The sequence below is a fragment of the Actinopolymorpha cephalotaxi genome (assembly GCF_013408535.1).
Classification (GTDB): Bacteria; Actinomycetota; Actinomycetes; order Propionibacteriales; family Actinopolymorphaceae; genus Actinopolymorpha; species Actinopolymorpha cephalotaxi.
This window is the reverse complement of record NZ_JACBZA010000001.1, coordinates 2825909-2845712: the sequence shown is the minus strand read 5'-3', so window position 1 is coordinate 2845712 and position 19804 is coordinate 2825909. Positions and strand designations below refer to the sequence as shown.

Here is a 19804-nt window from a genome sequence, read left to right as displayed (position 1 = left end):
CCGGATCCCACCCGAACGGGGTTGACCCGGTGCGGAGGGGACGCCTAGTCTCTAATTAGGTAACCGGGTTTCATAATCCTTTCCCCTCATGTGTACGGAGTTCTCCTGACCACTCAGGATCCGGCCGGGGCGGCTGTGCGCCGCGCCAACGCCGCGGCGTGTCTGGCGGTGCTGCGCGACCAGCAGCGACCGCTGACCATCGCCGAGCTCGCCACCGCGACCGGGCTCGCCCGCCCGACCGTCGACGCGGTCGTGGGTGACCTGCTCCGGACGGGACCGATCCGCCCGGCCCAGCCGCAGCGCGGTGCGGGAGCCGGCCGGCCCGCGCGGGCCTACGCGTTCACCGCCGGCGCCGGACGGGTGGCCGGGATCGACATCGGCAGCGACAGCGTGCGGGTCCGGATCGCCGACCTGGCCGGCGACATCGTGGGCCGTACGGAGGCGGAGGTGCCCGCCGGGATCGACGGCGCCGGCCGGCTCCGGATCGTCCGAAGTGCCGTACGCCAGGCGGTCCGCGCCTCGGGTGCGGACCTCACCGACTTGCGCGCCGCCGGGCTCGGCGTACCCGGAATCCTCGACCGCGACGGCCGGATCACCCAGAGCCTCGCGGTGCCGGACTGGATCGGTGTCGACCCCGCGAGCCGGCTCTCGGCGTCCTGGGACTGCCCGGTGCTGGTCGAGAACGACATCAAGCTGGCCGCGCTCGCCGAGCAGCGGCTTCGGGCCGCGCCCGCGGGCGGCGCCGAACCGGACTCCGGCGCCGCCGAGACCGAGCCCGGCTCCGGCCACGACGACGACCTGATCTTTCTGCAGATCGGCCACCGGATCTCGACGGCGCTGATCATGAACGGCGCGATCCTGCAGGGCCGGCACCGGCTGGCCGGCGAGCTGGGAAGCCTGCGCGGGATGCGCTGGACCGAGTCCTCCCGGCGCGGCCGGCTGCAGTGGCGTTCGGGGCGTACGGGGGAGCAGGTGTTCGCCAGGGCACGGGACGGCGACCCGCAGGCGGCCGCCGAGATCGCCGGGTTCTGTGCGGAGATCGCGCCGATGATCGCCACCATCGCGCTGACCGTCGACCCCGCGCTGATCGTCATCGGCGGCGGACTGTCCCGGGCCGGCGACGACCTGCTCGCTCCGCTGACCGAGGCCGTCCACCACATGCTGATGACCGACGAGAAGCCGATGATCACCACCTCGCTGCTGAGGTCCGGTGGAACCCTCTGCGGCGCCCTCGGTTCCACCTTCGAGACCCACTCCGCCCAGATCCTCGGGGTTCCCCGCGTGCCCACCCGTTGGCATCGCTGGCCGGGCACCCTCGACGGCCCGCCGTCCGAGGCAGTCCCGCCGGCCGACGCCCTCTCCGACGTACTCCTGTCCCACCCACCGGCAGTACCCGCCATACCCGCAACACCCGAAGTACCCGCCGCCCGATCGACGAGAAGGATGTCCAGATGAAGTTCGGATTCAGCTCCTACAGCTTCCACCAGCGGCTCAGCACGGGGGAGATGACCCTCTTCGACGTCATCGACTGGATCGCCGACAGCGAGGGCGAACACCTCGAGCTCGCGTCGATCTACGCAGGGGCCGACAGCCCGATCCCCAACACCGACTCCGACCCGGCGTTCGTCGACAAGATCGTCGAGCACGCGGCCAATCGCGGCGTCACCCTGTCCAACATGGCGATCGGCGCGAGCTTCATCGGCGACGACGCCGAGACCGCGGCCGAGGTGAAGCGGGTCAAGGCCCACGTCGACCTGATCGAACGGCTGGGCATCAAGCTGATGCGCCACGACGTGGTCGCGCATGCCGGGATCCAGGGCGACGACACGCCCGCCTTCGAGGCCGCGCTGCCGAAGATCGTCAAGGCGGCAAAGGAGATCGCGCAGTACGCCGCGACGAAGGGCGTCACCACCAGCCTGGAGAACCACGGCTTCTTCGTCCAGAGCAGCGACCGCGTACGCCGGATCGTGCACGCCGTCGACGAGCCCAACTTCAAGACCACGTTGGACATCGGGAACTTCCTCTGTGTCGACGAGGACCCGACGGTCGCGGTCCCGTCCAACCTGCCGTACGCCATGATCGTGCACTTCAAGGACTTCTACGTCCGTCCGGCCGGCCGCAACCCCGGCGAGGGCTGGTTCCGCAGCAGGGGCGGCAAGTACCTCCGCGGCGCGATCGTCGGCAACGGCGACCTGGACACGTGGAGCGTCGCGAAGTCGATCAAGGAGTCCGGCTACGACGGCTTCGCCTCGATCGAGTTCGAGGGCCACGAGGACTGCCTGATCGGCTGCAGCCGGGGCATCGCCAACGCCAAGCGCATCTACGCCGAGGCCTGAGCCGGCCCGCCGGTCACGCCCAGAATCGTTCCCCACAAGGAGAGTCATGCAGAAGGTAAGGATCGGCGTCGTCGGCGTCGGTAGCATCGCGGCCCTTCACCTGAAGGCCTACCAGGCCAACCCGCGCGTCGAACTCGTCGCGGTCGCCGACATCAACGCCGACCGGGCGAAGTCGGTCGCCAAGCAGTGGGGTGCCGCCAGGGCCTACAGCGACGCGGCCGAGCTGTTCGCCGACCCCGACGTCGACGCGGTGAGCATCTGCACCTGGAACAACACCCACGCAGAGCTGGCGATCGCGGCGGTCGAGGCCGGCAAGCACGTGCTGGTGGAGAAGCCGATGAGCCGTACCTACGCCGAGGCGCAGCGGCTCGAGGACGTGACGAACGCGCACGACCGCGTTGTCCAGGTGGGTTTCGTCCGGCGGCACTCCGCGAACTGCCGGGTGCTGAAGTCGTTCATCGAGGCCGGCGACCTCGGTGACATCTACTACGCCAAGGCCAGCTGCATCCGCCGGATGGGCAACCCCGGTGGATGGTTCGCCAACAAGGCGATCTCCGGCGGCGGCCCGCTGATCGACATCGGCGTGCACGTGATCGACCTGTGCTGGTACCTCATGGGGACCCCGCGGGTGACGTCGGTCAGTGCGAACACCTACGAGAAGCTGGGCAACCGGTCCAACATCACCACCCTGCCGCGGTACCAGGTGGCCGACTACGACCCGACGAAGAACGACGTCGAGGACATGGCCAACGCCCTGATCCGGTTCGAGAACGGCGCGTCGCTGATCATGGACACGTCGTTCTCGCTGCACGCGACGAGCGACTCGCTGAACGTCTCGGTGTACGGCGACAAGGGTGGCGCGGACCTCGAGCCCAAGCTGCAGATCGCCTCGGAGAAGCACGAGACGCTGCTGAAGGTGACGCCGCAGATCGGGTTCGAGTCCTTCGACCTCGACGACGGTTTCGGCAACGAGATCGAGAACTTCGTCGCCGCCTGCCTGGGCGAGGCCGAGAGCGTCGCGCCGGCGTGGCAGGGCGCGGAGATGATGAAGATCCTGGACGGCGTCTACACCTCCGCCGCCCAGGGCAAGGAAGTCCAGCTCTAGTCACGAGATCCACCTCTGTCGCCCCCGGCCGGGGTCAGCGCCTGGCCGGGGGCGACGGCGTCAGAGGTGCTCGCCGGCGACCTCGGCGAGGATTCCGGCCGCTCGGACGAGATCGTCGGAGTGCGCGGTGAACGGCAGCCGCAACCGGGCTCCCCAGCCGTGCCCTCCGGGCGAGAAGACGTGCCCGGTGGCCAGGAGAAGCCCTCGGCTGCCCGCCGCCCTCACCAGTTGCTCGGACTTCGGGGCAGGTAGGCGGCACCAGAGGTTGAGGCCGCCGTCGACCGGATCGATCCGCCAGGTCCGAAGGCGGGTGCGCAGCTCCCGGAGCAGCAGGTCATGGTTGTCGGCCACCCGCTTCCATCGCTGGTGCGGCAGGGGGCGAGCAAGCAGGTCCGCGGCCAGCACCTGAGCGTGCAGGGGTGCCCCGAGGTCCGCGCCGAGACGCTGGTGGGAGATCAGGTCGACCACCCGTCGCGGCGCTCGTACCCAGCCGATGCGCAGCCCTGCCCAGTGGGACTTGCTCATGGACCCGACGAGCACGGTGGTCACCCCCCGGGCGGTCAGGGGGGACGGCATCTCCAGCTCGCGCCAGTTGGTCGCCACCAACGTCTCGTCTACCACCAACGCGACGCCGCGCCGGCGCGCGGCGCGCAGCACGCGGGACCGCGCCTGCTCGCCCATCAGGCGCCCGGTGGGATTCTGGAACTCGGGAATGAGGAGCGCACAGGGAGCATCCGAATTCGTCAGGGCGTGCGCCATCGCGTGTCCGGCGTCGTCGTCCTCGGTGTCGACGGGCGACGAACGAGATCCGGCGAACGCGATGGTGCGGACCGTGTTCGGGTAGCAGGGGTTCTCGACCACGACGCGGCGGCCCGGGCCGGCCAGCGCCCGGACGGCGAGGTGCACGCCGTTGACCGCGCCGGTCGTCACCAGCACCTGATCCGGCGTGGTGGGCAGTCCCCGTGATGCGTAGTGAGCGCAGATCGCCTCGCGCAGTTCGGGGATGCCGGCGGTGTGGTAGCCGCCCGGCGTCAGCCGGGCGAGCGTCGACTCGGTGGCGTGTCTCATCGCCTCGCCGATGCCGTCCACCGGTGGCATCTGACTGGAGCGCAGGTCGAGCTGATCACCTTCCGGACCGCCGAGTCCGGGCTCGAGTGGCTCGAACGCCGAGGATCGGCGCCTGGGAGACCTCACCGTGCGGCCCGCCCCACGGCGAGCCGCCACGATGCCCTGCGCCTCCGCGAGGGCCAGACCTCGTACGACCGTCGTCCGGGACAGTCCCAGTGCCGTGGCCATGGCCCGTTCGGCGGGCAGCGTGGCGCCGGGTGTCAGCCGCCCCTCCGCCACCAGCAGGTTCAGCCGGTCGGCGAGCCAGACGTACGCCGGCATCCGCGAGGCGGGAACACCCAGCTGACGGACCAGGTGATCGAGGCTCACGGGGTTCTGCACCGGTCCACGACATCAGAATTGGCCCTCTGCGGCAAGTCCAATCCGCGGCACCCTCGAAGACGTGCACCTGAAGTTGGAGAATCTTGGACCCCGCGCCCAGCTCGGGCTCGACCGGCTGCCTCTGCGCCTGATGGTGCTGTTCGCCGGGCTGTGCGGCTACGGAGCCTCGCTGGCGCTGCTCATCCGGTCAGGACTGGGGGTGAGCCCGTGGGGCGTGCTCCAGGTCGCCATCGCCCGGACGGCGGGGCTCAGCGTCGGCACGGTTGTCGTCGTCGTGTCCTTCGCCGTACTCGCTCTCTGGTGGCCGCTGCGGCAGAAACCCGGCATCGGCACGCTCGCCAACTGCGTGTGCGTCGGGGTGGCGTGCGACGTCACCCTCGCCGTCGTGACCCGGCCCGGCGACCTGATTCTGCGAGCCGTTCTGCTGCCTGCGGGAATCCTCCTCAACGGACTCAGCAGCGCCCTCTACATCGGCTCACAGCTCGGTCCCGGGCCACGTGACGGACTGATGACCGGGCTGCACCGAGTGACCGGACGGCCCATCGGTCTGCTGCGACCGGGCATCGAGGTGGTCGTACTGGGGAGCGGATGGCTGCTCGGTGGTCCGGTAGGCATCGGTACAGCTCTCTACGCACTGTGCATCGGGCCCGTAGTCCAATGGGTACTGCCCAGGGTGCAGATCACCACCCAGCGGTACCCGATCACTGCGCCACCCGACCGAAGCGACCACCGGACCACCCCGACGAAAGGCCGCCCGTGCTGACCATCGGCAAACTCACTGATGCAGACCGGCCCGCATGGCAGGAGTTGTTCGTCGCCTACAACACCTTCTACGAGCACACCTTGCCGGACGAGGCGTACGACCGCGCCTGGGACGAGTTTCGCCGCGACACCGCGCTGCACGCACTGGGCGCGAAGCTCGACGGCCGGCTCGTCGGCATCACGCACTTCCTCGTCCATCCCAGTACCACCGCGGCGGACGTCTGCTACCTGCAGGACCTGTTCACCGCACCCGACGCTCGCGGGCAGGGCGTGGCCCGGGCGCTCATCCGCGAGGTGACCGTGTGGGCCGGGTCCCGGGGGTGCAGCCGGGTGTACTGGTCGACCCACGAGTCGAACGCGCGGGCGCGTCGCCTCTACGATCGGGTGGCTGTCAACCGCGGGTTTCTTCGTTACCAGATCGATCTGTGAGGGCCGTCCCGGCCGCGGTGAGCGGCGCCCCTGGCCGGGTTATTACCTGGCCAGGGCCGGCCGCGACGATGTTTACTTCGGTCATGCCCGAGTTGCAGCTGCTGCGCGCCGACCACGCGCCGGCGATCCTGTCCTTCGAGACGGTGAACCGGGCCTACTTCGCCGGCTTCATCTCCGACCGCGGCGACGACTACTTCGAGCACTTCGCCGACCGGCTCCGGGATCTGCTGACGGATCAGGACGCGGGAGCCGGGGCGTTCTACGTTCTCGTGGCCGAGGACGGGTCGGTCCTCGGCCGGTTCAACCTCGAGTTCACCGGGAACGGTGTCGCGAAGCTGGGTTACCGGGTCGCCGAGCACGCCGCCGGCCGTGGCGTGGCGACCGCGACGGTGCTCGACCTGTGCCGCGTCGCAGCCGCCGACCACGGGATCCGCGTCATCCGGGCCGCGGCGGCCGATGCCAACGCGGCATCGCAGAAGGTTCTCGCGAAGGCCGGTTTCGCGGAGGTCGGCCCGGCCGATCCGGCCGACATCGGCGGCAAGCAGGGCAGCTGGTACCAGCGCGACACCGTCGCCGGGTGAGTTCCCAGGAGGTCGGGGCGGCTCGGCAGCTGCCCGAGCGCTCGGACCTGGCCGACTCCCCGGCCGCTACATTGTGCGGGTGGCGAACCAACGTGATCAGATCCGTGCCGAGCTGGGCGTCCGGGCGACCATCGAGCCCAGGGCAGAGATCCGCCGGCGGATCGACTTCCTCAAGGACTACCTGCGGACGACCCCGGCCAGGGGATACGTGCTGGGGATCAGCGGCGGCCAGGACAGCACCCTCACCGGCCGGCTGTGCCAGCTGGCGGGTGAGGAGCTGCGGGCCGAGGGAGGCGACGCGACGTTCGTCGCGGTGCGGCTTCCCTACGGCACCCAGGCCGACGAGGACGACGCGCAGGTCGCACTGAAGTTCGTCCGGCCGGACCATTCGATCACCGTGAACGTCAAGCCCGGTGCGGATGCCGTGGCCGCGGAGTCCGCAGCAGGCCTGCGTGAACTGCTCGGCCCCGAGCCCGGGCTGCGGGACTTCGTTCGCGGCAACATCAAGGCCCGCGAGCGGATGGTGATCCAGTACTCCCTCGCCGGGCAGCTGAACCTCCTCGTCGTCGGCACCGACCACGCGGCCGAGGCGGTCACCGGCTTCTTCACGAAGTACGGCGACGGCGGGGTCGACCTCACCCCGCTGACGGGGCTGACCAAGCGCCAGGGCGCAGCACTCCTGCAGGAGCTGGGCGCCCCGGAGAGTGTGTGGCAGAAGGTGCCGACCGCGGACCTGGAGGACGACCGGCCGGCGCTGCCCGACGAGGTGGCCCTCGGTCTGACGTACGCCCAGATCGACGACTACCTGGAAGGTGCGGATGTCACCCCCGAGGTGGCGGCGCGGGTGGAGTCGGTCTACCTCGCGACCCGGCACAAGCGGACCGTCCCGGTCACCCCCCTCGACGACTGGTGGCGCGCCTGACCATAAGGCGGAAAGGGAGACACGGATGGCGTATCGATGGAGCGGGGTCACCGTCGACTGCCTGGACCCGCGGCGGGTGGCGCGGTTCTGGAGTGCGCTGCTCGGGCGGGAGGAAGGGCCGTCCGAGCCCGGCTGGGTCTATCTCGGTGGACGATCCGAGGACCTTCCCAGGCTGGTGTTCCAGCCCGTGTCCGAACCGAAGCGGGGCAAGACCCGAATCCACCTGGATGTCACCGTCGACGACATCGAGACCGGCATCTATCACGTGGTCTCACTCGGCGGATCCTTCACCGGGGAACGCCACGACTACGACGAGGGCGTCGTGGTCGTGATGGCCGACCCGGAAGGAAACGAGTTCTGCCTGTGTCAGTACCACTGATCGCGCTGGATCGAGGCGCTGCTGGACCGGTACGGCTTCTCGCCCCGGATGCACGAGCAAGAGCGGGTTGACGCACACGGACGGGGATCGGCGCCGCGATTCACCTCGGCACGCTGTGGGCGAACATCGATCGGCAGTACGGCTCCTTCGGCGACTTCCTCGCCACCGCGTACGACCTGACACCCGAACGGATCGCGGCCCTCGAAAACATCATGACCGGCCGCTGACCGCACCTGGTCAGGACGAGGCTTGGCCGACCGGTGCGACATAGGGTTGGACGCCATGCTGCTGGAGGAGTTGCGACAGGGTTTCGCCGATCCGCCGAGCGACGCACGGCCGATGCTGCGCTGGTGGTGGTTCGGGCCCGCGGTCGAGGAGTCGTCGCTGGACCGCCAGCTCGAGACAGTGGCGGCGGCCGGGTTCGGCGGTGTCGAGGTGGCGTACGTCTATCCGCTCGGGCCTGCCACGTGCGACTTCGGTTCACCGCGGTTCCACGAACACCTTCGCCATGCCGGGCTGCGCTGCCAGGAGCTGGGGCTGCGGTTCGACCTGACGCTGGGCAGCGGCTGGTCGTTCGGCGGCCCGCACGTCACGCCGGACCTCGCCGCCCGCCGGCTGCGCTGGGAGGTCCGCGAGCTGACGCCGGGTCCCTCGCGGGTGCCGGTGATGCCGGGCGACGAGCTCGTCGCGGCGTACGTGTTTCCCGGCTCGATCCACGACCGGTCCGGGGACTACACGCTTCTGGACACGGAGGACGTTCCGTCCGGCACCGGCCCCCGCACTCTGCTGGTCGCGACGTCCCGGCCCACCGGGCAGAACGTCAAGCGGGCGGCGGCCGGTGCGGAGGGACCGGTGCTCGACCACTACTCGGCCGCGGCGACCGAGGCCCACATCCGAAGCGTCGCCGCGCCCCTGCTGGACGCCGTCGCCCCCGCACCTGTCGGGTCGGTCTTCTGCGACAGCCTGGAGGTCTACAGCTCGGACTGGACACCGGAGGTGCTCGCGGAGTTCGGCAAACGGCGCGGCTACGACGCGCTGCACCTGCTTCCGCTGCTGCACTTCGACATCGGTGACTTCCGCGCCTTCCGCGCCGACTTCCTCCGCACGTTGTCCGAGCTCTACCAGGAGAACTTCGTCGCGGTCATCGGCGACTGGGCACGCGGACGAGGTGTGCCGTTCCGCATCCAGAGTTACGGAGTGCCGCCGGCCTCGGTCAGCAGCTTCCGGTACGCCGACGTGGCCGAGGGGGAGGGCTGGGGCTGGACCGGCCTGCCGCAGACGAGGTGGGCATCCTCGGCGGCGCACCTCTACGGCCGGAAGATCGTCTCCTCCGAGGTGTGGACGTGGGTGCACTCGCCGTCCTTTCGCGCCACCCCGCTGGACCTGCAGGCCGAGGCGCACGAGCACTTCCTGTGCGGGGTCAACCAGCTGGTCGGCCACGGTCTGCCGTACACCCCGGTGGACGCGCCCGGGCTCGGCTGGTTCTTCTACGCCGCCGGCGCGCTGGACGACCGGAACCCGTGGTGGGACGACGCGGCCCCCGAACTCACGGCGTACCTCCAGCGGCTGTGCTGGCTGCTGCGGCAGGGCGACCCGGTGGCGGACGTGCAGCTCCGCGTGCCGTTCGAGGACGTCTATCCCCAGCTCGACCTGTGGAAGGCCACGGCGGAGAAGCTCGGTGACGTCGTACGCCGGATTCGAACCGGAGGCTGGGACTTCGACCTGGTCGACGACGAGGCGATCGCCCAACTGGGGCTGGAGTCCGTGCTGACGCCGGCCGAGCTGGACGACCCGGCCGACCTGTCCGGCCTGCCCGAGCCGGACTTCGTGGTGGACTCCGACGCGATCGGCGTGACCCACCGGCAGCTCGGAGACGTCGACGTCTACTTCGTCGCCAACACCGCGAACACCCACCAGGTAACGACGTTCACGCCCCGCACCCGTCGTTCGTCGTACGAACTGTGGGACGCGAAGACCGGCAAGGTCACCTTGACAGGCAGCGGTCCCACGGTCGACCTCGCTCTGGACGCGTACGAAGCAACCGTGATCGTCGCCTTCGACGGGCCGGTCCCGGCACACACGTCCGGTGCCGAGGTCGGCCGGCGACCGCTCACCGGCTTCACCTTCGGCGGGGAGCCGGTCGAGCTGCCGCATCGCTGGGAGGACACGCGTGCCGGGCACTCCGGTCAGGGTGAGTACGAGACGCAACTCCACGTTGACTCGGTGACCGGCCGCCGGTTCTTCCTGGACTTCGGCGACCCGCGCCCGATCCGGGAGGACCGGCCGCGAACCCTGCGGTCGTTCCGGGCGCTGGTACGCCCACCGGTCGGTGAGGTGGTCCGCGTCGTCGTCAACGGCTCCGACGCCGGCGTGGTGTGGTCGGCGCCGTACCGCGTCGAACTCACCCACCTGCTGCGCGCCGGCGAGAACACGCTGCGGCTGGTCGTCAGCAACACCGCGGCGAACGCACTGACCGAGGAGACGGAGATCCACCGGCTCGCCGCCGACAGCGAGGGGCGGTACGGCCGCCGGTTCGCCATGCAGGAACTCGATCGGGCCGGCGACGACCTGCACTCCGGCCTGCTCACGACGCCGGTGCTGGTGGAGTGGTCGCGCTGAGTCCCGCCCGCGGGTGAGCGTCTGGTCAGCCGAGCTGGAAGTGCCACACGGCGACGGCCGGATGGTTCCAGGCGGCGCGGGTCGCGTCGGGGACGAGGCCGAGGAGGGACCAGGGCCAGTCCCGCCAGTCGCTGATGCCCTTGGTGGGCTCGGGATTCGGCTCCGGGGTCGCCTCGGGCAGCGGCTCCTCCGGTGCCGCCGGCCGCGGCCGTTCCTCGTACCGGCGTACGCGGAACCCGGTGGCCAGCGCGGCGCGCAGGAAGTCCGCCGTGGTGTGGCGATGGGTGGTGGCAAGCTGCGCTTGCCCGGCGGCTCCCACGGCCTTGACCACCGAGCCGAGGAGGACCAGGTCGTGGTGGACGTCGGAGACGACGAGATCGCCGCCCGGCCGGAGCACCCGGGCGAACTCGGCAAAGACCGGCACCAGGTCGGCGACGTGGGTCAACGCCAGTCCCGTCACCACCAGGTCGGCCGAGCCGTCGCTTACCGGCAGCCGGGCAAGGTCTCCTGCCAGTAACTCGGTGCCGGGGAGCCGCCGGCGGGCCCGGGCGAGCATGTCGGGTGAGCCGTCCACGCCGACGACGCGGTACCCGCGATCCACCAGCGGCGCGGACAACCGGCCTGTCCCGCACGCGGCGTCGACCGCGGTCCGCACCCCGGTCCCGACCGGCAGCGAGTCGAGGATCTCCTCCACCACGGGCTGGTCGAGGTCGAACAGCCCGTTGCCGGGGTCGTCGTAGCCGGCCGCCCACTGCTGGTAGGCCGTGCCGGTCGCGTCGCGTTCGACGAGTACGCCGGGATGGGCGGACAGGGTCTCGTCGTCGAGCAGCCGCCGGATCTCGGCCAGCCGAGCTGTCACGAACCGCTGGTCGAGGCCGTTGTCGCCGGCCCACGCGTGCAGGAGCGCGAGACCCTCGACGCCGAGCAGATACGCCAACGGTTGCTGATAGATCACCGGAGGACCCTAGGCCGGTCGCGGCGAATCAGCCACCGATTTCCGGACCCTGCAACCGGGGGATGGCCTGGGGCGTTTGACCGCCGGAAGGAGCCGCATGGGGACGGCTCCCGCGCTCCCGGAGGTGCCGGCGGCACCTCGACGGCGAATCTTGGGGGATTCACGTATGACCGATCAGCTGCACCAGCCGGCCAGTGGTTCGGCACCGGCGCATTCGCGGGCGAGGTGGCGCCGCGGGGGACTTGCCCGTACGGCCGTCGCGGCCGTCGGCCTGGTTCTGGGCGTCCTGCTCACCTCGTGCGCGGCCGGAGGCTCGGACGACCCGGGTGCGACGACGGCCGGCACGGCCAAGCCCGTGCCCACGGTCACTGTGACGGCGACGCCCGAACCCGCGCCGACCGTCACCGTGACGACGACGCCGGAGCCCGCGCCGACCGTCACGGTCACCGTGGCCGCTAAGGCAAGCGTCCACCGGACGGCTCCGCGGGCGAAGTCGGCTCCGAAGCCGGTGCCGGTACGGCCGAAGGTGACCCACCGGCCGACGAAGCCGAAGCCCCATCGACCCGCGCCCGCACCCAAGCCGGCCTGCTACCCGCGCAGCAACAGCGGCAACTGCTACAAGCCGGGTCAGTTCTGCCGGAAGTCCGACCACGGTGCGACCGGTGTCGACGCCGACGGCGATGCCATCAGGTGCGAGGACGACAACGGCTGGCGCTGGGAGTCGATCTAGCCAAGGGATGTCCCGCGGGCGACCTTCGGGCGCGGATGTGAGGAAGGTCTCCGCCCGGAACGCCGATCGGGCGTCACGTTCTCACCGGCCGCCCTGTCCTAGGGGTGACGAACGTCGATCACCATGGGAGGCACCCGATGCGCCGGTTGCTCAGGGCCTGGGACCAGCCGCGGACGGGCCGGATCGCGGCCGGTTTGCGGAGAAGGGCCTTTCCGGACGACTTGTCCGTTCTGCTCGCCCAGATCGGGGTCTTCAGCTTCGTCCTGGTCGCGATCAGCGGCGTCGCGTTGATGTTCTTCTACGACCCGTCGATGGAGCAGGTGACGTACGCCGGGCCGTACACACCGCTCACGGGTGTGGAGATGTCGCGGGCGTTCGCGTCCACCCTGGACCTGTCGGTCGGGGTACGCGGCGGCCTGCTGATGCGCCAGGTGCACCACTGGAGTTCCCTGGTGATGACGGCTGCGCTGATGGTGTACCTGCTGCGGCTGTTCTTCACCGGCGCGTTCCGCAGGCCTCGGCAGTGGACCTGGCTGCTCGGGGTCGCGGCGCTGCTGCTGGCGATGGGCGGCGGCCTGACGGGTTCGGCGTTGCCCGACGACCTGCTGTCCGGAAGCAGCATGGCGGTCCTCGACGGCGTGCTCGCGGCGACGCCGTTCGTCGGTGGGCTGGCGTCGCAGGTGCTGTTCGGCGGCCGGACCCCCGGCGACGTCACCGCGGTCTTCTATCCCGTACACGTGGTGGCTCTTCCCGCGGCCCTGGTGATCGTCTTCGTGGCGATGGCGGTTCTCGGCCTCCGCCGTAAGCCCGCGCAGTGGGCCGGACGGGAGCGGCCGGGCACGAACCTCGCGACGTTCCTGGTCCGGAGCGCGGGGCTGTTCCTGATCGTGAGCGGCGTGGTCGTCACGATGGGCGCGGCGCTGACCGTCAACCCGGTCTGGCGGTACGGCCCGGCTGACCCGGCCAGCGCAACCGCCGGGTCGACCCCGACCTGGTACCTCGCCTTCCTCGACGGCGCCCTTCGCCTCGCCCCCGGTTGGGAGTTCGGCTGGCTGGGACGAACCTGGTCCGTCGCCATCCTGCTTCCGCTGCTCGTCGGCACGCTTTTCTTCGCGGTGCTGGCCGCCTATCCGTACCTCGAACAACGAGTGACGCGGGACAGGTCGGAGCACCAGCAGCTCCAGCGCCCGCGCGAGCACCCCGTCCGTACCGGCGTCGGCGTGGCCGGGATCGTCTTCTACGGCGTGCTGTGGGCCGCCGCGGGCGCCAACACGATCGCCCTGGTCTTCCACGGTTCGGTGGAGTGGCTGATGTACATCCTGCAGGCGCTCGTCGTGCTCGGCCCGGTGATCGGGTTCGACGTCACCCGGCGGATCTGCCTCGGACTGCAGCGAGCCGAGCGGGAGGTCCTCCAGCACGGACGGGAGACCGGCCGGATCGTACGGACGCCGAGCGGCGGGTACGTCGAGATCCACGAGCCGGTCCGCGTGGCCGGGCCACGCAACCCGGCCGCGCAGGTCGGGCCGGCCGCGCAGGTCGGGCCGGGCGAGCGGGAGCCGGCGGCGATCACCCCGCCCGCGAACCACGAACTGTCGCCATTGCCCTGACGCCGCGGCGGTCACAGCCGTGGCGCAACGCGACGCGCTCCGACCGGCGTTCGGACCGAGCGCCGGCCCGGAGCTGACCGGACCCCGCGGCAACGGCGTGACCTTTCTCGCATCGGGCTGCTACACGGGCTGTTGTTCACTCGCGGTCGCCGCTTCGGAACCTCGGTCCCAGGGCTCGTGGAGCGCCTGCGATCTGCCGGTGACCGAGTGGTTACTCGGCACAGTCGGTGCGGAGCATGGACCGACCTGGCCAGGCGGCCATCATGCGCGTGACATCCGAACCGGAGAAGGGGTTTCATGCCTCGTCCGGCCATCGGCTGCGGCCCTTCGGCGGTGAGGCGTACAGTCCCAGGACGGCGCGCCAAGCGTCTGCGGCAGCACCGGAGTAGGGTCGGCGGGCCGCCCGACCAGAAGGGAACACCCGTGGACAACTCACTGGAGATCGGCGCCGGGTTCGTCGACTACGCGTTGATCTTCGTCTACTTCGCCGTTGTCCTGCTGGTCGGGCTCGCCGCACGCCGCGGAGTCTCCAGCAGCCTCGACTTCTTCCTGTCGGGCCGTTCGCTGCCCGCCTGGATCACCGGCCTGGCGTTCATCTCGGCCAACCTCGGTGCCGTGGAGATCATCGGCATGTCGGCCAACGGCGCGCAGTACGGCATGCCGACCATGCACTACTACTGGATCGGCGCCGTTCCCGCCATGCTGTTCCTCGGCGTGGTGATGATGCCCTTCTACTACGGGTCGAAGGTACGCAGCGTTCCGGAGTTCATGCGCCGCCGCTTCGGCACCGGCGCCCACCTGGTCAACGCGCTCACGTTCGCCCTGGCCCAGGTGCTCATCGCCGGCATCAACCTCTTCCTGCTGGCCACCGTGGTGCACGGCCTCCTCGGCTGGCCGCTGTGGGTGGCACTCGTCCTCGCGGCCGCGATCGTGCTCAGCTACATCACCCTCGGCGGACTGTCCGCGGCCATCTACAACGAGGTCCTGCAGTTCTTCGTGATCGTGGCCGCACTGCTGCCGCTGACCCTGGTGGGGCTGCACCGCATCGGCGGGGTGGACGGGCTGACCAAGAAGGTGACCGCCGCGATGGGCGGCGGTGCCGAGCAGCTCAACTCCTGGCCGGGCAACGACCTCGCCGGGTTCAGCAGCTCCTTCCTGTCGGTCGTGGGCATCGTGTTCGGCCTGGGTTTCGTACTCTCCTTCGGCTACTGGACCACCAACTTCGTCGAGGTCCAGCGCGCGATGGCCACCAACTCGATGTCGGCCGCGCGCAGTGCGCCGATCATCGCCACGTTCCCGAAGATGTTCATCCCGTTCCTGGTCGTCATCCCGGGCATGATCGCCGGTGTGCTGGTGCCCGAGGTGATCAAGATGAAGTCGGGCGACGCGGCCAGTGGGATCACCTACAACGACTCGATCCTGTTGCTGATGCGCGACGTGCTGCCCACCGGGTTGCTGGGTATCGCGCTGACTGGTCTGCTGGCAGCCTTCATGGCCGGCATGGCGGCCAACATCTCGGCTTTCAACACCGTCTTCAGCTACGACCTGTGGCAGCAGTACGTCAAGAAGGACCGCCCCGACGGCTACTACCTCAAGGTCGGCCGGTGGGCGACGGTCGGTGCGACGATCCTGGCGATCGGCACCGCGTTCATCGCCTCGCAGTACGACAACCTGATGAACTACCTCCAGACGCTGTTCGGCTTCTTCAACGCACCGCTGTTCGCCACCTTCCTGCTCGGCATTCTGTGGAAGCGGATGACGGCGACCGCCGGCTGGGTCGGACTGGTGTCCGGAACGCTGGGGGCCGTCTTCGTGTGGGGACTGAACGAGCTGGGCGTGATCAGCCTGCCCGGCCAGGGGGCGGCGTTCCTGTCCGCAGGGGCGGCGTTCGTCGTGGACATCGTGGTGAGCGTCCTGGTCAGCCTGGTGACCCAGCCCAAGCCGGAAGGCGAACTACGTGGTTTCGTCCTGTCCCTGACACCCAAGGAACAGCGCACCGACCCGGCCGCCGGCCGCCAGCCCTGGTACCAAGCACCGGTGAAGCTCGCGGGCGTCTCCCTGGTGCTCGTCATCGCGCTCAACGTGGTCTTCCGATGAGCATCGGTCTTCAGTGGAAGGGAATCGGCACATGAACGACCGCCAGCGCAGCGCGAGCCGGAGCGGCAGCGCGCAAGGAGAGGCGAAGAAGACGAAGGCCGGCGCCTTCGACGTCCGCATCGTGATCGCGGGACTGATCGGGTTCTACGGCGTCGTGCTGGTCGTCATGGGACTGGTCGCGGACGACGCCGCGGCCCGGGCCAAGACCGGCGACGTGAACGCCAACCTGTGGGCCGGCATCGGGATGGTGGTCTTCGCCGCGGCGTTCGTGGTCTGGGCACGCCTGCGGCCCGTGGTCGTCACCTCCCCGGAGAGTCCCGCCGAGGACGCCGGTCCCGCGGGCGGGCGTCCTGCCGGCAAGAAGACCTCGAGCGCCAAGAAGGCGTCCGGCGCGAAGAAGACCTCGAGCGCGAAGAAGAAGTCCCGGCGCTGACCTCCGGCTGATTGCGAGGTCCCGCCACGAAGGGGGCTGCTCCTGAGGGAGCAGCCCCCTTCTTCTTTTGCTTCGGTCTCACGGTCTCGCGGAGAAATGCACTAGGTTCGCGGCATGGTGGATCCGCAGGCCCTGGACCTTCACGACCCGACGCGGACGGCATGGCATGGCGGTGGGCCGCGGCCGGTACCCACTCTGGTGTGGCGACCGGCGTCGGATGATCGGCGAGCTCGCCCGCTGGTCGTCGTCTCGCACGGCTCCGGAGGTTCCCCGCAAGACCTTGCCTGGCTGGCGGAGTCGCTGTCCGCACAGGGTTTCCTGGTCGCCGCGGTGCGACACCACGGGAACAACAACGACGAGAACCTCCCTGAGGGAATGTCGTTCTGGTGGGAGCGGGCACCTGATCTGTCGGTCGTGGTCGACCACCTCGAGCGGACCGAAAGCCTCGCGAGTGTGGGAGTCGTCGGCTACTCACTCGGCGGCTACGCCGCGGCAGCCGTGCTCGGCGCGCGGATCGACACCCGAAAGCTGGAACGGTTGTACGCCGGGGAGCCGGTGCTTCCGATCCCGCCGGGCCGCCCGGACATCGCCGCGGAGGTCGCGGGCCTGCTGGCCGAGCACGGCGGCCGGGACGCCGTGACGGCGAGAGCCGTGGCCGACTATCGGGACAGCAGGTTCGGAGCAGGTGTGCTGCTCGCGCCGGCGATCTGCCCAATCCTCGACGACACGAGCCTTGCCGCCGTACGGCGACCGGTGCTCGTGCGCTGGGGCGACGCCGACGAGGTGGAGGCACCGGAGGACAACGGCCGACGTTACACCCGGCTGATTCCGGGTGCGGACGGCAGGTCGATGGGGGAGCAGGTCGGCCACTTCGCCTTCGGTGATGGAGACCAGGGTGGCACACCCGTGCGGGAGACCGTCGCCGCCGAGGCACTGGCGTTCTTCGGTTCCCACCTGGTGTAGGGCACCTTCTCGGCAGGTGACAAGCCGCAGTTGACACCGTGAGACCGGCCCGGGTCACCGTTCGGCGGCCCGGGCCGATTCCGCCTCTACGGTTGTCGTGAGCGGTCGAGGAGCGGAGCCAGGTTGTACGGATAGGGGAGTCGTTCGGGTTCGCTGGCGGCGTCGAGCCGGCTCACCTGTCCCGGCGACAGCGACCAGCCCACGGCGCCGAGGGCGTCATCGAGATGAGCGTGCGTACGCGCGCCGATGATGGGGGCGGTGACGCCGGGTCGTTGCAGCAGCCAACGGATGGCGACCCGCGCCGGGGTGCAGCCGACCTCGGTGGCGACCGCGACCAGTTCGTCGACCACCCGCCAGGTGTGCTCGTTGCCGTACCTCTCCCAGGAGTGCGTGCCGGGAGAGCTGACCTTGCTGTTCGCCGGCGGCGCCGTCATGCCGCGCCGGTAGGCACCGGACAACCAGCCGGACCGCAGCGGGGACCAGGTGATCACGCCGACACCCTCGTTGCGGCACACGGGCAGCAGCTCCCACTCGGCCTCGCGGTCGAGCAGGTTGTAGAGCGGCTGCAGACTGGCCGGGGACTCCCAACTGTGCTGACGGCACAGGTCGATCGCCTTCTGCAGTTGCCATCCGCTGAAGTTGCTGACGCCGACGTAGCGCACCTTGCCGGTGCGGACGAGCAGGTCGAGAGTGGAGAGGGTCTCGGCCATCGGCGTGGCGGGATCGCACCGGTGAAGTTGGTAGAGGTCGATGTGGTCCGTGCCGAGACGGCGCAGGCTCGCCTCCACCGCGTCGAGAATGTGCTTACGGGAAAGCCCGCGGTCGTTGCGTCCCGCCCCCATCGGCCCCCACACCTTGGTCGCCACGACGAGATCCTCGCGCCGCCTGCCCTTGAGCCACCGGCCGAGAACCTCCTCCGACCTGCCGTCGCCGTAGACGTCGGCGGTGTCGACGAAGTTTCCGCCCGCTTCGGTGAACGTGTCCAGGATCTGCGTGCTGGTCTGCTCGTCGGTCTGGCTGCCGAACATCATCGCGCCCAGGCACAGCTCACTGACCTCGAGGCCGGTCGCTCCGAGAAGTCTGTAGTCCATGCCCGGCAGGCTAGAACCTGGAGCGCGCTCCAACTCAAGTCCGCACACCGCCTGTGCTTCTCGACTTGACCTGGAGTGCACTCCGGGTCCGATGATGGTGGCCATGACCTCGTACGCACCGGCCGAGGCGTCGCAGCGCACCGGCCTCAGCCAGGACACCCTGCGCTACTACGAACGCCTCGGGTTGTTCGGTCCGGTCGAGCGGACCGCCGGCGGCAAACGGATCTACAGCGACCGCGACGTCGCCTGGCTCAAGCTGCTGATCTGCCTGCGCAACGCGGGCCTGGGAATCACCGATCTGCAGCAGCTGATCGGAAACCTGCGCACCCGCCCGAACGGCACGGCCGACGTGGTGGACCTGCTGGAGGAACACCGCGCCAAGCTGCTCGACCAGATGGACAAACTGCGGATCGCACTCGGCGTACTCGACGGGAAGCTCGACCACTACCGCCGACTGGACAGGGCTCGGCCGGGGCGCTAGACGAACTGCTGACCGCCGTCGATGTCGTACGTCGCGCCGGTCAGGGCCGTGTTGGCCATCAGGTGAACCGCCAGGGCGGCCACGTCGGCTGGGCCTACGACGCGGCCGATCGGCAGTTTCGCCCGGAGTTCGCTCCGGCGCTCCTCCAGCCGGTCTCCGAGGAGCGTCGCCGACAACGGTGTGTCCACGAACCCGGCGGCGATCAGGTTGACCCGCACCGGGGCGATCTCGAGTGCGAGCGCCGCGGTGAACGCGGGCAGCGCGACCGTCGCAGCCGAGGCGATGCCGAGGCCGGGGGCGACCCGGCGGGCTCCGGTGCCGCCCATGAGCACCAGCGAGCCCCCGGGCCGCATCTTCGCCAGCGCGTTGCGGGCGACCACCAGGGCGAGCACCGCGTGGTCGGCGATCCCCTCGCGCACCTGGGTGGAGTCCAGGTCGAGCATCGGTCCGTACCGCGGTCCACCGGCGGTGATCATCACATGGTCGATCGGTGCGGACAGCTCACCGAAGAAACTCTCTACAGCGTCCTCGTCGTTGACGTCGAAGGCAGCCGTCCGCCGCGCGCCGACGTCGAGCGCGGCCTGTTCGAGCCGATCGGCCCGCCGCCCGGTGAGGATCACGTCCGCGCCCTGGGCCCGTGCACGTCGAGCCGTCTCCAGCCCGATGCCGGCGCTGCCGCCGATGAGAACGACGTTCTGTCCGGCAAGCTCCGGCTCGGGTGGGGCGAGGGCCGGCGAGTCGCTGCCCGGCATGCTTCCTCCGGCAGGTGGGGGAGTCGGCGGACGAACCCGCCATCAGGCGCGTACCCCTTTTCCGGGCCCGTCACCCGCAGAACGCCTCGTCCAGGAACGCGTCCACCGCCTCG

The 19804-nt window shown here is 70.0% G+C and carries 19 protein-coding genes; 15 read left to right on the top strand and 4 right to left on the bottom strand.

The window, feature by feature from the left end; genetic code table 11:
- Positions 1-90 precede the first annotated feature (90 nt).
- From FHR37_RS12760 to FHR37_RS12750, 3 genes are read left to right on the top strand one after another with little or no spacing between them, the layout of a single operon-like run.
- Positions 91-1455 carry an ROK family protein gene (locus FHR37_RS12760; protein ID WP_202817992.1) on the top strand — a complete coding sequence of 455 codons (1365 nt, stop codon included), beginning with the start codon at positions 91-93 and terminating at the stop codon, positions 1453-1455.
- Positions 1452-2336, top strand: a complete 885-nt coding sequence (locus FHR37_RS12755) for a sugar phosphate isomerase/epimerase family protein (protein WP_092882537.1) — start codon at positions 1452-1454, stop codon at positions 2334-2336. The genes FHR37_RS12760 and FHR37_RS12755 overlap by 4 nt, the downstream gene beginning before the upstream one ends.
- A gap of 46 nt (positions 2337-2382) precedes the next feature.
- The gene (locus tag FHR37_RS12750; protein WP_092882538.1) at positions 2383-3441 is read left to right on the top strand and encodes a Gfo/Idh/MocA family protein; all 1059 of its coding nucleotides are present in this window, start codon (positions 2383-2385) and stop codon (positions 3439-3441) included.
- Between the two features lie 60 nt (positions 3442-3501).
- Here FHR37_RS12750 and FHR37_RS12745 read toward each other — a convergent pair whose 3' ends face one another.
- On the bottom strand, positions 3502-4890 hold the full coding sequence (locus FHR37_RS12745; protein ID WP_092882539.1) for an aminotransferase-like domain-containing protein: 1389 nt from the start codon (positions 4888-4890) through the stop codon (positions 3502-3504).
- 61 nt (positions 4891-4951) lie between these two features.
- Between FHR37_RS12745 and yczE the strand changes: the two genes are divergently transcribed.
- The 6 genes from yczE to FHR37_RS12715 all read left to right on the top strand — a co-directional run bounded on the left by yczE (position 4952) and on the right by FHR37_RS12715 (position 10582).
- Positions 4952-5653 (top strand): membrane protein YczE, encoded by a 702-nt coding sequence (yczE, locus tag FHR37_RS12740; RefSeq protein WP_092882540.1) that lies wholly within the window; start codon positions 4952-4954, stop codon positions 5651-5653.
- On the top strand, positions 5647-6081 hold the full coding sequence (locus FHR37_RS12735) for a GNAT family N-acetyltransferase (RefSeq protein WP_092882541.1): 435 nt from the start codon (positions 5647-5649) through the stop codon (positions 6079-6081). The genes yczE and FHR37_RS12735 overlap by 7 nt, the downstream gene beginning before the upstream one ends.
- An 83-nt stretch (positions 6082-6164) precedes the next feature.
- Positions 6165-6662: a GNAT family N-acetyltransferase gene (locus tag FHR37_RS12730; protein ID WP_092882542.1), complete on the top strand. Its 498-nt coding sequence runs from the start codon at positions 6165-6167 to the stop codon at positions 6660-6662.
- A 79-nt stretch (positions 6663-6741) separates the two neighbouring features.
- On the top strand, positions 6742-7584 hold the full coding sequence (gene nadE / locus FHR37_RS12725; RefSeq protein WP_092882543.1) for an ammonia-dependent NAD(+) synthetase: 843 nt from the start codon (positions 6742-6744) through the stop codon (positions 7582-7584).
- Between the two features lie 25 nt (positions 7585-7609).
- Positions 7610-7963 carry a VOC family protein gene (locus tag FHR37_RS12720; RefSeq protein ID WP_092882544.1) on the top strand — a complete coding sequence of 118 codons (354 nt, stop codon included), beginning with the start codon at positions 7610-7612 and terminating at the stop codon, positions 7961-7963.
- Positions 7964-8245: 282 nt separating this feature from the next.
- Positions 8246-10582, top strand: coding sequence for a glycosyl hydrolase (locus FHR37_RS12715; RefSeq protein ID WP_092882545.1), 2337 nt, complete (start codon positions 8246-8248; stop codon positions 10580-10582).
- 25 nt (positions 10583-10607) lie between these two features.
- On the opposite strand, the gene FHR37_RS32430 is transcribed toward FHR37_RS12715, so the two are convergent.
- The gene (locus FHR37_RS32430; protein ID WP_092882546.1) at positions 10608-11537 is read right to left on the bottom strand and encodes a class I SAM-dependent DNA methyltransferase; all 930 of its coding nucleotides are present in this window, start codon (positions 11535-11537) and stop codon (positions 10608-10610) included.
- A 166-nt stretch (positions 11538-11703) separates the two neighbouring features.
- Here FHR37_RS32430 and FHR37_RS12705 point away from each other — a divergent pair, with 166 nt between their 5' ends.
- The 5 genes from FHR37_RS12705 (at position 11704) to FHR37_RS12685 (ending at position 17367) form a co-directional block, all read left to right on the top strand.
- Positions 11704-12267 carry a hypothetical protein gene (locus FHR37_RS12705; RefSeq protein ID WP_092882547.1) on the top strand — a complete coding sequence of 188 codons (564 nt, stop codon included), beginning with the start codon at positions 11704-11706 and terminating at the stop codon, positions 12265-12267.
- 137 nt (positions 12268-12404) lie between these two features.
- A complete protein-coding gene (locus FHR37_RS12700; RefSeq protein WP_092882548.1) occupies positions 12405-13874 on the top strand; it encodes a cytochrome b in 1470 nt (489 codons plus the stop codon).
- Between the two features lie 423 nt (positions 13875-14297).
- Positions 14298-15971: a sodium:solute symporter family protein gene (locus FHR37_RS12695; protein WP_237768682.1), complete on the top strand. Its 1674-nt coding sequence runs from the start codon at positions 14298-14300 to the stop codon at positions 15969-15971.
- A gap of 31 nt (positions 15972-16002) precedes the next feature.
- Entirely contained in the window at positions 16003-16404 is a 402-nt protein-coding gene (locus FHR37_RS12690; RefSeq protein ID WP_237768683.1) for a hypothetical protein, read from the top strand.
- 114 nt (positions 16405-16518) lie between these two features.
- Positions 16519-17367 (top strand): alpha/beta hydrolase family protein, encoded by an 849-nt coding sequence (locus tag FHR37_RS12685; protein WP_092882550.1) that lies wholly within the window; start codon positions 16519-16521, stop codon positions 17365-17367.
- 86 nt (positions 17368-17453) lie between these two features.
- Here the strand turns inward: FHR37_RS12685 and FHR37_RS12680 are convergent, their stop codons facing one another.
- Positions 17454-18458, bottom strand: coding sequence for an aldo/keto reductase (locus FHR37_RS12680; RefSeq protein ID WP_092882551.1), 1005 nt, complete (start codon positions 18456-18458; stop codon positions 17454-17456).
- A gap of 103 nt (positions 18459-18561) precedes the next feature.
- Here FHR37_RS12680 and FHR37_RS12675 point away from each other — a divergent pair, with 103 nt between their 5' ends.
- Positions 18562-18939 carry a MerR family transcriptional regulator gene (locus FHR37_RS12675; protein ID WP_202817994.1) on the top strand — a complete coding sequence of 126 codons (378 nt, stop codon included), beginning with the start codon at positions 18562-18564 and terminating at the stop codon, positions 18937-18939.
- Here the strand turns inward: FHR37_RS12675 and FHR37_RS12670 are convergent.
- A complete protein-coding gene (locus FHR37_RS12670) occupies positions 18936-19691 on the bottom strand; it encodes an SDR family oxidoreductase (protein ID WP_092882552.1) in 756 nt (251 codons plus the stop codon). The genes FHR37_RS12675 and FHR37_RS12670 overlap by 4 nt on opposite strands.
- Positions 19692-19804 lie beyond the last annotated feature (113 nt).

What these genes read in the sequence shown, in the direction of transcription:
- FHR37_RS12750 (WP_092882538.1), top strand. Translation starts at nt 2,383, where the DNA reads ATGCAGAAGGTAAGGATCGGCGTCGTCGGCGTCGGTAGCATCGCGGCC.
- FHR37_RS12720 (WP_092882544.1), top strand. Translation starts at nt 7,610, where the DNA reads ATGGCGTATCGATGGAGCGGGGTCACCGTCGACTGCCTGGACCCGCGG.
- FHR37_RS12675 (WP_202817994.1), top strand. Translation starts at nt 18,562, where the DNA reads ATGACCTCGTACGCACCGGCCGAGGCGTCGCAGCGCACCGGCCTCAGC.
- FHR37_RS12670 (WP_092882552.1), bottom strand. Translation starts at nt 19,691, where the DNA reads ATGCCGGGCAGCGACTCGCCGGCCCTCGCCCCACCCGAGCCGGAGCTT.
- FHR37_RS12690 (WP_237768683.1), top strand. Translation starts at nt 16,003, where the DNA reads ATGAACGACCGCCAGCGCAGCGCGAGCCGGAGCGGCAGCGCGCAAGGA.
- FHR37_RS12700 (WP_092882548.1), top strand. Translation starts at nt 12,405, where the DNA reads ATGCGCCGGTTGCTCAGGGCCTGGGACCAGCCGCGGACGGGCCGGATC.
- FHR37_RS12685 (WP_092882550.1), top strand. Translation starts at nt 16,519, where the DNA reads ATGGTGGATCCGCAGGCCCTGGACCTTCACGACCCGACGCGGACGGCA.
- FHR37_RS12705 (WP_092882547.1), top strand. Translation starts at nt 11,704, where the DNA reads ATGACCGATCAGCTGCACCAGCCGGCCAGTGGTTCGGCACCGGCGCAT.
- FHR37_RS12680 (WP_092882551.1), bottom strand. Translation starts at nt 18,458, where the DNA reads ATGGACTACAGACTTCTCGGAGCGACCGGCCTCGAGGTCAGTGAGCTG.
- FHR37_RS12730 (WP_092882542.1), top strand. Translation starts at nt 6,165, where the DNA reads ATGCCCGAGTTGCAGCTGCTGCGCGCCGACCACGCGCCGGCGATCCTG.
- FHR37_RS12755 (WP_092882537.1), top strand. Translation starts at nt 1,452, where the DNA reads ATGAAGTTCGGATTCAGCTCCTACAGCTTCCACCAGCGGCTCAGCACG.
- FHR37_RS12715 (WP_092882545.1), top strand. Translation starts at nt 8,246, where the DNA reads ATGCTGCTGGAGGAGTTGCGACAGGGTTTCGCCGATCCGCCGAGCGAC.